Origin of the sequence: Sphaerotilus sp., from assembly GCF_013299175.1 — a bacterium.
In the GTDB taxonomy this organism is placed as follows: Bacteria; Pseudomonadota; Gammaproteobacteria; order Burkholderiales; family Burkholderiaceae_C; genus Sphaerotilus.
This window is the reverse complement of the sequence record NZ_JAAFKF010000103.1, coordinates 1-13,353: the sequence shown is the minus strand read 5'-3', so window position 1 is coordinate 13,353 and position 13,353 is coordinate 1. Positions and strand designations below refer to the sequence as shown.

Annotated in this window: 10 protein-coding genes; 7 read left to right on the top strand and 3 right to left on the bottom strand. The window is 68.5% G+C overall.

Annotation, left to right across the window (positions count from 1 at the left end; translation table 11 throughout):
* The 3 genes from hemB to ffh all read right to left on the bottom strand — a co-directional run.
* Positions 1 to 1,001 (bottom strand): porphobilinogen synthase (gene hemB, locus QZW52_RS15645; protein ID WP_294000492.1); only part of this gene is annotated, 1,001 nt, incomplete at its 3' end.
* A gap of 186 nt (positions 1,002 to 1,187) precedes the next feature.
* Positions 1,188 to 2,018, bottom strand: coding sequence for a DUF2726 domain-containing protein (locus QZW52_RS15640; RefSeq protein ID WP_294000490.1), 831 nt, complete (start codon positions 2,016 to 2,018; stop codon positions 1,188 to 1,190).
* A gap of 117 nt (positions 2,019 to 2,135) precedes the next feature.
* The gene (ffh, locus tag QZW52_RS15635; RefSeq protein WP_294000488.1) at positions 2,136 to 3,518 is read right to left on the bottom strand and encodes a signal recognition particle protein; all 1,383 of its coding nucleotides are present in this window, start codon (positions 3,516 to 3,518) and stop codon (positions 2,136 to 2,138) included.
* Between the two features lie 38 nt (positions 3,519 to 3,556).
* Between ffh and QZW52_RS15630 the strand changes: the two genes are divergently transcribed.
* The 7 genes from QZW52_RS15630 to QZW52_RS15600 form a co-directional block, all read left to right on the top strand.
* Positions 3,557 to 4,438: a cytochrome C assembly family protein gene (locus tag QZW52_RS15630; protein WP_294000487.1), complete on the top strand. Its 882-nt coding sequence runs from the start codon at positions 3,557 to 3,559 to the stop codon at positions 4,436 to 4,438.
* The gene (locus QZW52_RS15625; protein WP_294000485.1) at positions 4,435 to 4,692 is read left to right on the top strand and encodes a PP0621 family protein; all 258 of its coding nucleotides are present in this window, start codon (positions 4,435 to 4,437) and stop codon (positions 4,690 to 4,692) included. The genes QZW52_RS15630 and QZW52_RS15625 overlap by 4 nt, the downstream gene beginning before the upstream one ends.
* Positions 4,693 to 4,704: 12 nt before the next feature.
* On the top strand, positions 4,705 to 6,555 hold the full coding sequence (locus QZW52_RS15620) for a sensor histidine kinase (protein WP_294000483.1): 1,851 nt from the start codon (positions 4,705 to 4,707) through the stop codon (positions 6,553 to 6,555).
* A complete protein-coding gene (locus QZW52_RS15615) occupies positions 6,552 to 8,081 on the top strand; it encodes a sigma-54-dependent transcriptional regulator (RefSeq protein WP_294000482.1) in 1,530 nt (509 codons plus the stop codon). The genes QZW52_RS15620 and QZW52_RS15615 overlap by 4 nt, the downstream gene beginning before the upstream one ends.
* Positions 8,078 to 8,707, top strand: coding sequence for a 1,6-anhydro-N-acetylmuramyl-L-alanine amidase AmpD (ampD, locus tag QZW52_RS15610; RefSeq protein WP_294000480.1), 630 nt, complete (start codon positions 8,078 to 8,080; stop codon positions 8,705 to 8,707). The genes QZW52_RS15615 and ampD overlap by 4 nt, the downstream gene beginning before the upstream one ends.
* A gap of 180 nt (positions 8,708 to 8,887) precedes the next feature.
* Positions 8,888 to 12,940 (top strand): ribonucleoside-diphosphate reductase subunit alpha, encoded by a 4,053-nt coding sequence (locus tag QZW52_RS15605; protein WP_294000478.1) that lies wholly within the window; start codon positions 8,888 to 8,890, stop codon positions 12,938 to 12,940.
* Between the two features lie 127 nt (positions 12,941 to 13,067).
* The coding region (locus QZW52_RS15600; protein WP_294000476.1) for a ribonucleotide-diphosphate reductase subunit beta at positions 13,068 to 13,353 on the top strand (286 nt) is incomplete at its 3' end.

The window sequence follows — 13,353 nt, the reverse complement described above, 5'->3', positions numbered from 1 at the left end:
CCCTGGCGGATCAGTCGGGCGGCGTCGAGCGCGAAGTAGGTGAGCACGCCGTCGGCCCCGGCGCGCTTGAAGGCCAGCAGCGATTCCATCATCACCGCGTCGTGGTCTAGCCAGCCGTTCTGGGCGGCGGCCTTGAGCATCGCGTACTCGCCGCTGACCTGGTAGGCGAAGGTCGGCACGCGGAATTCGTCCTTCACGCGGCGTACGATGTCCAGGTACGGCATGCCCGGCTTGACCATCACCATGTCGGCCCCTTCGGCAATGTCGAGCGCGACCTCGCGGAGTGCCTCGTCGCTGTTGCCGGGGTCCATCTGGTAGACCTTCTTGTTGCTTTTTCCCAGGTTGCCCGACGAGCCGACTGCATCGCGGAAGGGTCCGTAGAAGGCGCTGGCGTACTTGGCGCTGTAGGCCATGATGCGGGTGTGGATCAGCTTGCGGGCTTCGAGCGCCTGGCGGATCGCACCGATGCGGCCGTCCATCATGTCGCTGGGGGCGACGATGTCCACGCCGGCTTCGGCCTGCACCAGTGCCTGCTGCACCAGCACGTCGATGGTCTCGTCGTTGAGGACGTAGCCGGTGTCGTCGAGCAGGCCGTCCTGGCCGTGCGAGGTGTAGGGGTCGAGCGCCACGTCGGTCATGATTCCGAGTTCCGGGAACCGCTTCTTCAGCTCGGCCACCACCGTCGGCACGAGACCGTCCGGGTTGGTGGCTTCGCGGCCGTCGGGCGTCTTGCCGGCACTGCCCAGCACGGGGAACAGCGCCATCACCGGAATGCCCAGCGCCACGCACTGTTCCGCCACCGGCAGCAACTGGTCGAGGCTGCGGCGCTGCACACCGGGCATCGACGCCACCTCCTGCACCAGCCCCTGGCCTTCGAGCACGAACACCGGGTAGATCAGGTCGCTGCAGCGCAGGTGGTGTTCGCGGACCAGATCGCGGGTGAAGGTGTCGCGGCGCAGGCGGCGGGGGCGGCTCAGGGGGTAGCGGGCGGGAGGGATCATGGCGGACGGTGGGGCAGCGGGCAGAGTGGCGTTTTTCTACATCCAGCAGGATGCCACCGCTCTACGGGACACCCCTTACCTTGTCAAAGGCGGGCTTGATGTTAAACTCATTCCTGAGCGATGCGCCGCTAGGTGCTCGCTCCCTGCTTTTCCTCCCTGAGCAGGTGCCTTACCGTGTTGACAGCGTTAAGGCTTATAAGCCCCAGCAAGCATGCTGGGGCTCTTTTTTTGCCTGTCCGTTTCCGACATGGGCGGCATCAGAACATCCAGTGACACATCGACCCCATCGAGCTGGACCGGCTGGGTCGCGTGGAGTTCGTCGAACCAGGTGCTGCGCGGTGGCTCCCGGTAGCCCGGCAGGTCACGCCCGTCGAATGCCCGCACGCGCGAACCACGCACTGCCGTGTCCAGCGGTGCCGTGTCCGGACCGGTGTCCTGCAGCGGCACCGCAACGGCGTCCGGCGCATCGTTCAGCAGCGCCTTGCGCACGGCGATCGGGTCCGGCAGGAAGGCCTCGTTCCAGACGTGCAGCGGAATGCCCGCCGCGCGCAGCACCCGTTCGGTGCGCTGCTGGCGCTTGCGGGCACGCTCCGAATCGACCTTGTCCGCCTGCCGCACCTCGATGATCGCCACCACGTTCGATGCGCTGTCACAGACCATCAGGTCCACGCAGACATGGCCGACGCGGCGCAGCCACTCGACGTAGGAGTGGCGCGTCGGCACCTTGATGAAATGCGACAGCGGCACCTGCGCCAGGATCATGTGCTCGGGCACCGCGCGGCGCAGCACTTCGAGCGCCCGCTGGTGGCGCAGCGTCAGCACGCGCGTGGCTTCCGGGGGCCAGCCGATGACAGTGTCCACCGCGTCGAGCGCACGCGGCCGGCCGGTGCGCGTAGAGTCGGTCGGACGGGTGGTGAAACGGCGCCACAGCCACAGCAGCACCGCCGCGCCCACACAGCCCGCCAGCAGCAGGGTTGCATTGCCGGAGAGAAAGGAGACGAGAGATGAAAAATTCATTCCGTCAAGCTACCTGTCCGGGTGCTTGGCGTCAATCCCGGCGAAGGTGTGATGGATGTAACAGCATCTGGTTGTGTGCCTGCATCACCGTCTGACTGTTACAACCGTGAAGACCCGTCAGAAACCCATGCCACCCATCCCGCCCATGCCCGGCATCCCCTTCTTGCCGGCCATGCGCTTCATCATCTTCATCATCCCGCCGCCTTTCATCTTTTTCATCATGTCGCGCATCTGCTCGAACTGGTTGAGCATGCGGTTGACCTCCTGCACATGCACCCCCGCTCCGGCGGCGATGCGGCGCTTGCGGCTGGCCTTGAGCAGGTCGGGTTTGCGGCGCTCCAGCGGCGTCATCGAGTGGATGATCCCCTCCATGCGGCGCACGTCCTTCTCGGCCTTGCCCATGTCGGCCTGACCGGCTTTCGCGGCGAGTTCGGCCGGCAGCTTGTCGAGCAGTCCGCTCAGGCCGCCCATCTTCTTCATCTGGCTGATCTGCGCCAGGAAGTCGTTCAGGTCGAAGCTCTCGCCGCTCTTGACCTTGTCGGCGAGCTTGCGGGCGGCGTCGATGTCCACCCCCTTCTGGACCTCCTCGACCAGCGCCACGATGTCGCCCATGCCGAGCACGCGGCCGGCGTGGCGTTCGGCGTCGAAGACTTCGAGGCCGTCGATCTTCTCGGACACGCCCGCGAACTTGATCGGCGCGCCCGTGATCTGCCGTACCGACAGGGCGGCACCGCCGCGGGAATCGCCGTCCAGCTTGGTCAGCACGATGCCGGTCAGCGGCAGGGCTTCCTTGAAAGCGCGGGCGGTGTTGATCGCGTCCTGGCCCTGCATCGCATCGACGACGAACAGCGTCTCGATCGGGTTCAGCGTGGCGTGCAGGTCGCGGATCTCGGCCATCAGGGCTTCGTCGATCGCGAGGCGGCCGGCCGTGTCCACCAGCAGCACGTCGAAGTAGTGCTTCTTCGCGTAGTCGATGGCGGCCAGCGCGATGTCGTGCGGCTTCTGGTCGGGCGTGGACGGGAACCACTCCGCGCCGGCCTGCTTCGTCACGGTCTTCAACTGCTCGATGGCCGCCGGGCGGTACACGTCGGCGGAGACGGTCAGCACCTTCTTCTTGCGCCGCTCGATGAGGTGCTTGGCCAGCTTGGCGGTGGTGGTCGTCTTGCCGGCGCCCTGCAGACCGGCCATCAGGATGACCGCCGGCGGCTGGGTGGCGAGGTTGAGGTCGGAGACCCCTTCGCCCATGGTGGCGGCGAGTTCCTTGTGGACGATGCTCACCAGCACCTGCCCCGGCGAGAGCGAGTTGGCCACCTCGGCGCCGAGGGCACGGTCCTTGACGCGGGCGACGAAGTCGCGGACCACCGGCAGTGCCACGTCGGCCTCCAGCAGCGCCATGCGGACCTCGCGCAGCATGTCCTGGACGTTCGACTCGGTGATGCGGGCCTGGCCGCGCATCGACTTGACCAGGCGTGACAGACGTTCGGAAAGGGCGGAGGCCATCGGGTGTCCTGGTTGACTAGGAAAAGTACACTGTGCAGGTGATTTTATCGACCCCCTCGACTCCCCTGGCGCACGGCCTGTCCGTCTGGTCGCTGGCACCTTCGCTGCTGGCGCTGGCCGCCTATGCGCTGGCGGCCTTGCCCGGTGCGGGTGCCTGGGCGCGGCGGGCACTGCCGCTGGCCTGGGGGCTGCATGGCGTGGCCGGTCTGGCGCACCTGTTCGGCATCGGGCTGGTGATGCAGGGCGCCCGGTTCGGCTTCGCGCCCGCACTGTCGGCGACGGCCTGGATGGTGCTGGCGGTGCATGCGGTGGAGAGCCGCTTCGTGCCGCTGCCGGGGGTACGGCGGCTGCTGGCGGCGCTGGGTGGCGGCACGCTGGCGCTGGCGCTGCTGTTTCCGGGGGAGGGCGGTTTGTATCCCGCTTCGCCGTGGGCGCCGCTGCACTGGATGCTCGGGCTGGCTTCCTACGGGCTGGTGGCGGCGGCGGTGCTCCATGCGGCGTGGCTGGACCGCGCCGAGCGGGCAATGCGCCTGCGCATGAAGAAGCCGGGGCTGCGCGCGGAAGTCACCGCACCAGTGTCTGCACCCGTACCTGCACTGCCCTTGCTGACGCTGGAAAAGCTGACCTACCGCTTCGTCTGGGCGGGGTTTGTCGTGCTGTCGCTGGCGCTCGCGCTGGGGGTGTGGGTCACGCCGGTCTGGCACTGGGACCACAAGGCCGTGTTCTCGCTGCTCGGCTGGGCGGTGCTGGCGGGCTTGCTGGCGGGTCGGCAGGCGTTCGGCTGGCGCGGGCGCATGGCCACGCGGGGGTTGTATGCGGGCGCGGTGCTGTTGCTGCTGGCCTATGTCGGCTCGCGCTTCGTGCTGGAGGTCTTGCTGCACCGGCCCTTGGTCAGTGCCATGGTCGGGGGTGGTGCATGAAGCTGCTGCTGGTCCTGCTGACGGTGCTGGCGGTCGTGTGGCTGCTGCGCGGGGCGCGGCGCGTGCCTCCTCCTGCCCGGCGGGACAGTGCGCCAGCGCCTGATTCGTCCGGGCGCGCCGTGCAGACCCTGGCCCGCTGCGCCCACTGCGGCATGCACCTCACCTCGGCCGACAGCGAACAGCACGCCGGCCAGCCCTACTGCTCGCCCGCCCACCGGCAGGCCGGGCCACGCACACCCTTCGGTCGGGTCTGAGGAGCGCCGCCGGTGTCCGACGAACACTGGTTCACCACGCTCGGCTTCGGCCTGGAGCGCACGCAGCCGATGGGCCTGCCGCGCACGGCCACGCCATCCGCCGCTCCACTGCCGCCCCCGCTGACCTCCACGCCGGCACCCCCGGCCGCGCGGCGCAGCCACCGCCTCGATCCGCCCGCCTCCTTCCTGCGCATCTTCCGGGCCTTCACCATCGCGCGGGCCTTGCTGGGGCTGCTGCTGCTCGGGGTGCAAGTGCTGGTGGTGGCGTACCTGGGCGGGCGGCCGGTGTGGGCGTCGCTGCTGGTGTGCGGCGCGCAGGTGCTGGGGGCCTTGGCGGTGCTGGTCTGGCCGGCCCCCCCCGCGGGCTACATGGCTCCGTCCGGCCACCTGCGCGGACGCTGGGCGCTGGCGACGATCGGGGTGGACCTGCTGGCCTTCACGCTGCTGCTGTTCACGGCGGGTTCTGCGGTGAACGTGGCGGCGCTGTACATGCTGCCGGTGCTCATGGCCGCCACGCTGATGCCGCGGCGCCATGCCTACGGGGTGGCCTCCCTGGTCGTGCTGCTGTTGCTGGCGGTGGCGTGGTGGGGCGCGCTGACGGATGCCGATCTGGCCGCGGCGCTGATGCAGGCGGGCATTGCCGGGGGCGGGGTGCTGACCATCGCGATGCTGGCGGGCCAGTTGTCCGACCGCCTCGCCCGCCAGGAACTGGCCGCCCGCAGCACGCTCGAACTCGCCCGCCAGCAGGCGCGGCTCAACCGGCTGATGATCGAGGAGATGCAGGACGGTGTCATGGTGGCCGACCGCGACGGGCGGGTGCAGGCGGCCAACCCGGCGGCGCTGCAGCTCATCGGGGCGCCCAAGGCGCGGCGCTTCATGCCCTTCGACCTGCACCAACTGTCGGCGTGGCAGCCGCTGCGCGAGGCGCTGGCGCGGGGCTATGCCAGCGGCGTCTGGCCCGAAGGCGGGCAGGAACTCAGCCTGCGCCTGGCCCCGATCGGCACCGACACGCCGGCCGAAGAACGCCCGCTGCGGGTGCGGATGCGCTTCACGCGGCGGCGGGATGCCCGCTCGGGCGAGGCGCTGTGCGTGCTGTTCCTGGAGGACGTGCGCACGCTGCGTTCGCGGGCGCGCCAGGAAAAGCTCGCCGCGATGGGCCGCGTCTCCGCCGGCATCGCCCACGAGATCCGCAACCCGCTGGCCGCCATCGCCCAGGCCAACGCCCTGCTCGCCGAAGACCTCACCGACCCCGGCCAGCAGCGCCTGAGCCGCATGGTGGCCGACAACGTCGAGCGGCTGCAGCGCATCGTGGACGACGTGGCCGAGGTGTCGCCGGGGGCGTCGAGCGATGCGCCGGTGGTCGAGCTGGGGGCGGAGGTGGCACGGCTGTGCGGCGAGTGGTCGCGCACGGCCGGGCTGCCGGCGGCCGACAGCGACCGCAGCGCGCTGTTCGTCGATGTGGGGGATGAGCCGCTGCCGGCCCGCTTCGATCCGGAGCACCTGCGCCGGGTGCTGGTCAACCTGCTCGACAACGCGCTGCGCCACGGCAGCGGCCAGCCACACGCGGTCTGGGTGCGCGTGGCGGCGCGGGCCGGGGGGCGCATCGAGCTGTCGGTGGCCAGCGACGGCGAGGTGATCGCGCCCGACGTGGAGCCGCACCTGTTCGAGCCGTTTTTCTCCACCCGCAGCCGCGGCACCGGGCTGGGTCTGTACATCTGCCGCGAGCTGTGCGCCCGGTATGGTGCGTCGATCGACTTCCGGCCGCGCGGCCCCGGCGCCCGGCACCGCAATGTCTTCCTCGTGGCGATGCCGCGTGTCGCCCTCGCCCCCACACCGGCTGAATCCCCAGCCCCCACCGCATGAGCCTTGCCGCCCCGCCCCGCCTGCTGGTCGTCGATGACGAGCCGGACCTGCGCACGCTCTACGAACTCGCCCTGCTGCGCGAGGGCTACGACATCGAGACCGCGGGGACGGTCGAGGAAGCCTGGGCGCTGCTGAGCGCCGCCCGCTACAGCGCCATCATCACCGACATGCGCCTGCCGGATGGCACCGGGCTGGACCTGCTGCGCCGGCTGGAGCAGGCCGGGCGCCCCGAGAAAACCATCGTCATCACCGCCTACGGTTCGGCCGAGAACGCGGTGCAGGCGCTCAAGTCCGGCGCCTACGACTACCTGACCAAGCCGGTCGATCTGCGGCAGTTCCGCAGCGTGGTGGCGTCGGCGCTGGGCCGGGTGGCGACGCTGGCGGTGGGTGCGGCGCCGCGCAACAGCCGCGCCGCCGTCCGCAGCCCCGCCGAGCCGCTGGCAGCCGACGCCCTGCAGCGCATGGGCGGGCGCACGCCGGTGATGCAGCAGGTGCGGGTGCTGATCGACAAGGTGGCGCGCAGCATGGCGCCGGTGCTGGTCCACGGTGAATCGGGCACGGGCAAGGAGCTGGTGGCGCGCTCGATTCACCAGGTGGGTCAGCGGGCGGGCGGGGCGTTCATCGCGGTGAACTGCGGCGCGATTCCCGAACCGCTGCTGGAGGCGGAGTTCTTCGGCTACCGCAAGGGCGCCTTCACCGGGGCGAACGAGGACCGCGAAGGGTTCTTCCAGGCGGCGTCCGGCGGCACGCTGTTCCTCGACGAGATCGGGGATCTGCCGCTGGCGATGCAGAGCAAGCTGCTGCGCGTGATCCAGGAGCGGGCGGTGCGGCCGGTGGGCGCGGTGGCGGAGGTGCCGCTGGACGTGCGCATCGTCAGCGCGACGCACAAGGACCTGGCCTGCGAGGTCGCCGCGGGACGCTTCCGGCAGGACTTGTACTACCGGCTCAACGTGATCCAGATCCGCGTGCCACCGCTGCGCGAGCGGCTGGACGATCTGCCGCTGCTGTGCGAGGCGGTGCTGGCGCGGGTGGCGGGCGAGTCGATGCTGGCGGAGGTGCCGCGGCTGACCCCGGCGGCGCTGCAGGCACTGGCGCAGCACAGCTTTCCGGGCAATGTGCGCGAGCTGGAGAACCTGCTGCACCGGGCGGTGGCGCTGTCGTCCAGTGGGTTGATCGATGGGGTGGATCTGGGCTTGACAGAGGGGCCACGCGTGGCGGTGTCCATTGCTGCGCCTATGCCGATGCCGATGCCGATGCCGATGCCGATGCCGATGCCGGTGCTGCCCGGCCGCGTCGATGTGCCTGCGGTGGTGCCGTCCGATCTGGTGGCCCACCTCGACGAGGTCGAGCGCGAGGTGCTGGTGCGGGCGCTGGAGCACCACCGCTACAACCGCACCGCCGCCGGCGCCGCGATGGGCCTGACCCTGCGCCAGATGCGCTACCGCATGGCACGGCTGGGCATCCAGGTGGCCGGCGACGCACCCACGGCGGAGGACGCCGACGCGCTCGGCGATCTGGCGCCATGAGCGGCGGGCTGCGCTGGCGCCGGCGCCGGGTGGTGCGGCGCGGGCTGTGGCAGGGCGACTGGTACCGGCCGGCGCGCTGGGTGCCGAGTCCCAATTTCGGGCCGCGTCCGGTGGGGCTGGCGGTGCGGCTGGCGGTGATGCACTCGATCAGCCTGCCGCCGGGGCGCTACGGCGGCGATGCGATCGAGCGGTTTTTCACCAACCGGCTCGACCCGGCCGGGCATCCGTATTTCGCCGGGCTGGCCGGCGTGGCGGTTTCGGCACATTTCCTGGTGCGGCGGGATGGCGAGATCGTGCAGTTTGTCGGCATCGGCGAGCGGGCGTGGCACGCGGGCACTTCGGTCTGGCGCGGGGTACCGAACTGCAACGACTACGCGCTGGGCATCGAGCTGGAAGGGCTGGAAGGCCGGCAGTTCGAGGCGGCGCAGTACCGCGCGGCGGCCCGGCTGCTGCGTGACGCCGCGTCTGTCTGGCCTGTCGCGGAAGTGGTTGGTCACGAACATGTGGCGCCCGGCCGCAAGGGCGATCCCGGACCCGGATTCGACGGGCGGCGGCTGGTCCGCTTGCTGCGTCGCAGCATGGTGCAGTCGGCTTGGTCAGTCCGGGATTTGTCAATGGGACACTAGCGGTAGTGTTGAAAATATTCCAACCACGCTACCGGTAGCGTGGTGATATTCTCAGCGCCCACCAACAAAGTCCAAGGCGCCTTCCCCAAGACGGTGCCTTTTTCTTTGTGTCGTCACGATCCGTCACGACAAGACACGACAAGACACGACCAGGCCAGACCAAGAAGGAGCGACCCGCCCATGCAAACCGCCATCTCCAGCCCCACGCATCCCCAGTCCCCTCCGAGCGTTGCCACGGGCACCAGCACGGCGTCGGCCTACGCTGGCTACCAGATCATCCGCCGCAACGGCGCTGTGGTGGCCTTCGAGCCGCACAAGATCGCGGTGGCGATGATGAAGGCGTTTCTGGCGGTGCGCGGTGCGCAAGGGGCGGCTTCGGCCAGCGTGCGCGAGGCGGTGGACACGCTGACGGAGTCGGTGGTGCGCGCGCTGCTGCGCTCGCGTCCCAGCGGCGGCACCTTCCACATCGAGGACGTGCAGGACCAGGTGGAACTCGGCCTGATGCGCGGCAGCCACCATGACGTGGCACGGGCCTACGTGCTCTACCGCGAGCGCCATGCCCAGGCGCGTCTGAGCAAGGGCCAGCCGCCCGCGCAGCCGCCCGCCGACCTCGTGGTGCAGGACCATGGCCAGCGCGTGCCGCTGAACCAGGGCGGACTGCAACTGCTGATCGAGTCGGCGTGTGCCGATCTGGGCGACGAGGTGACGGCCGCGCCGGTGCTGGCCGAGACGCGCCGCAACCTGTACGACGGCGTGCCGGTGGACGAGGTGTACAAGGCGGCGATCCTGGCGGCCCGCACGCTGATCGAGAAAGATCCCGGCTACACCCGCGTGACGGCCCGGCTGCTGATGCACACGATCCGCCGCGAAGTGCTCGGCGACGACGTGCAGCAGCACGAGATGGGGCAACGCTACGTCGAGTATTTCCCGCAGTTCATCCGCCGCGGCATCGATGCCGAACTGCTGGACGAGCGGATGGCGCAGTTCGACCTCGTGCGCCTGGGGGCGGCGCTCAAGCCCGAGCGCGACATGAACTTCGACTACCTCGGCCTGCAGACGCTGTACGACCGCTATTTCCTGCACATCCGCAAGCAGCGCATCGAGCTGCCGCAGGCGTTTTTCATGCGCGTGGCGATGGGGCTGTCGCTGGGCGAGATCGACCGCGAGGCCCGCGCGATCGAGTTCTACGAAGTCATGTCCACCTTCGACTTCATGTCGAGCACGCCGACGCTGTTCAACGCCGGCACGCGGCGCTCGCAGCTGTCGAGCTGCTACCTGACGACGGTGCCCGACGACCTGGACGGCATCTACGAGGCGATCAAGGACAACGCGCTGCTGTCGAAGTTCGCGGGCGGTCTGGGCAATGACTGGACCTCGGTGCGGGCGCTTGGCAGCCACATCAAGGGGACGAACGGCGAGTCGCAGGGGGTGGTGCCGTTTCTGAAGGTGGTGAATGACACGGCGGTTGCGGTGAACCAGTGCTTCGCGCCGGACACGCTGGTCTACACGGACCAAGGCGCCCGCCCGATCCGCGACATCCGCCCCGGTGACCTGGTGCTTGGCCACAGCGGCCAGTACCGCGAAGTCACCGAGCGCATGGTCTACAACCAGACCGACCCGATGGTCGCGATCGACGTGAAGCACACGGTCGAGCCGCTGCTGGTGACGGACGCGCATCCGTTCTTGGCGATCCAGGGCGTGCCGCTGGGTCAGGCCAATGCCCGCACCGAGGCATGGCTCGACAAGGGCAAGGTCGCGGCGGCCTGGGTCGAGTCCGGTCAACTGGTGCAGGGCGACTACATCGGCTTCGCCATCCCGACCGAGGTGGTGCCGGTGGAAGGGTTCACCGAGGACGATGCGTACCTGTACGGCATCCTGCTGGGCGACGGCCACCTGTCGAAGGACGGTATGCAGTGGGGCGTGTCCGGCAACCCGCAGCGCGACGAGCACCTTGACTTCGTGCGCCAGTACCTAGGCGCACAAGGCATCCATTGCTGGGAAACCGCACGCGGCGAGACCTATGCGCAGATCCATTGGGCTTCGGGCCGTGGCGTGCTGCGTGACGGCACGACGGGTCGCATTGTCAGTGCGGGTGCTGCGACGATGCCGTTCGCCTACGACGACCTCTACGACGCGAATCACCACAAGCGCATCGCCCCGCGTCTGGCCCACCTGCCTCGCTCGCAGACACTGGCGCTGGTGCGTGGTCTGCTGGAAACCGATGGCTGCGTCTCGCGTGGCAAGGAACTGACGTTCACGTCATCGTCCGAACCGCTCGCCGAGGGTGTGCGGTATCAGATGCTGCGACTGGGTGTACCGGTATCGGGCCAGAAGCGTATCCGCCGCTACAACCATGTGGGCCAGCGTTCGGACGGTTCCAAAGTGGTGTTCGACAGCGAAGGCACCTGCATCGACCTGCGCATCCCGGCGATCCAGGAACTGGCGACCCTGATCGGCTGCACGCCGGTCACCAAGCGCAACTGGATCGAGCGCGACGGCATCGTGTTCTCGCGTGTCCGGTCGATCCAGCCGATCACGCCCAAGCCGATGGTGGTCGATCTGAAGGTCGATGTGGACGAGTCGTACCAGACCGTCGCAGGACTTGCGCACAACGGCGGCAAGCGCAAGGGTGCCGTCTGCGCCTACCTGGAGTCCTGGCACCTCGACATCGAGGAATTCCTCGAACTGCGCAAGAACACCGGCGACGACCGCCGCCGCACCCACGACATGAACACGGCGAACTGGATTCCCGACCTGTTCATGCGCCGCGTGATGGAAGGTGGTGACTGGACGCTGTTCTCGCCGTCAAACTGCCCGGACCTGCACGACCTGTTCGGCATCGCCTTCGAGCAGGCGTACACCCGCTACGAAGCCATGGCGCAGCGCGGCGAGATCAAGCTGTTCAAGCGCATCCGGGCGGTGGACCTGTGGCGCAAGATGCTCTCGATGCTGTTCGAGACCGGGCACCCGTGGATCACGTTCAAGGACGCCTGCAACGTGCGCTCGCCGCAGCAGCACGTCGGCGTGGTGCATTCATCTAACTTATGCACGGAGATCACTTTAAATACTAACAGTGCAGAAATCGCCGTCTGCAACCTCGGCTCCGTCAATCTGGCCCATCACCTGAAGGCCGATCCGGACAGCCCGACCGGCGCCAAGGTGCTCGACACCGCCAAGCTGAAGAAGACGATCTCGACGGCGATGCGCATGCTCGACAACGTCATCGACATCAACTACTACGCCGTCAAGAAGGCCCGTGACTCGAACCTGCGCCACCGCCCGGTCGGCCTGGGGCTGATGGGATTCCAGGACGCGCTGTACCAACTGCGCGTGCCGTATGCGTCGCAGGAAGCGGTGGAGTTCGCCGACCGCTCGATGGAGGCGATCTGCTACCACGCCTACTGGGCCTCGACCGATCTGGCCGCCGAGCGTGGTCGTTACCAGAGCTACGCCGGCTCGCTGTGGGACCGCGGCATCCTGCCCTTGGACTCCCTCAAGCTGCTGGCCGAACAGCGCGGCGGCTATGTCGAGGTGGACACGTCCGAGACGCTGGACTGGGCCGCCCTGCGCCGACGCATCGGCGAAGTCGGCATGCGCAACTCGAACTGCGTGGCCATCGCCCCGACGGCGACCATCTCCAACATCATCGGCGTGGACGCCTCGATCGAGCCGAGCTTCGGCAACCTGTCGGTCAAGTCCAACCTGTCGGGCGAGTTCACCATCGTCAACGAGTACCTCGTGCGCGACCTGAAGAAGCTCGGCCTGTGGGACGACATCATGGTGATGGACCTCAAGCACTTCGACGGCTCGCTGCGCCGCATCGACCGCGTGCCCGAGGAACTCAAGCGCCTGTACGCAACCGCGTTCGAGGTCGAGCCGCGCTGGCTGGTGGAGGCCGGAGCGCGTCGCCAGAAGTGGATCGACCAGGCGCAGTCGCTGAACATCTACATGGCCGGCGCCTCGGGCAAGAAGCTCGACGAGACCTACAAGCTGGCATGGCTGCGCGGCCTGAAGACGACCTACTACCTCCGCACGACCAGCGCCACCAGCGCCGAGAAGTCCACCGTCGGCGCCGGCTCGCACAACGCGGTCAGCTCGGGCGGTGCGCCGTCCTCCTTCGACAAGGCGGCGGCCGCAGCCCAGGCATTGATGGCGGCGGCAGCGGATGCGACGCCGGCCACCGATGTCAAGTTCTGCGCGATCGACGATCCGGGTTGCGAAGCCTGTCAGTGACATGGCTTCGGCCATGACCGTGTGATGAAGCGATCCGAACACCTGTGTTTCAGGGCCTGAAAGCCGAAGAAACGCTTGGTGTTTGGGCGCAACATTCCGATAATTCACCCCCACTAGGAAGTCAGCCATGCTGGTCTGGGAAGACACCCCGCGTTCCGCCACCCCCTTGAACACCGCTGAATCGAACGGCCTGTACGCCGTGTCGGTCGCTGCTTCGACGGCGGCGTCCAGCGACAGCCACCGCCGCGTCAACGCCGCCGACAAGCGCATCATCAACGCCAAGACCGACGTCAACCAGCTCGTTCCCTTCAAGTACAAGTGGGCCTGGGACAAGTACCTCGCCACCTGCGCCAACCACTGGATGCCGCAGGAAGTGAACATGAGCCGCGACATCGCGCTGTGGAAAGACCCGA

Coding starts and splice junctions, on each gene's coding strand:
- QZW52_RS15640 (WP_294000490.1), bottom strand. CDS start 2,018: ATGAATTTTTCATCTCTCGTCTCCTTTCTCTCCGGCAATGCAACCCTG.
- ffh (WP_294000488.1), bottom strand. CDS start 3,518: ATGGCCTCCGCCCTTTCCGAACGTCTGTCACGCCTGGTCAAGTCGATG.
- QZW52_RS15625 (WP_294000485.1), top strand. CDS start 4,435: ATGAAGCTGCTGCTGGTCCTGCTGACGGTGCTGGCGGTCGTGTGGCTG.
- QZW52_RS15615 (WP_294000482.1), top strand. CDS start 6,552: ATGAGCCTTGCCGCCCCGCCCCGCCTGCTGGTCGTCGATGACGAGCCG.
- ampD (WP_294000480.1), top strand. CDS start 8,078: ATGAGCGGCGGGCTGCGCTGGCGCCGGCGCCGGGTGGTGCGGCGCGGG.
- QZW52_RS15605 (WP_294000478.1), top strand. CDS start 8,888: ATGCAAACCGCCATCTCCAGCCCCACGCATCCCCAGTCCCCTCCGAGC.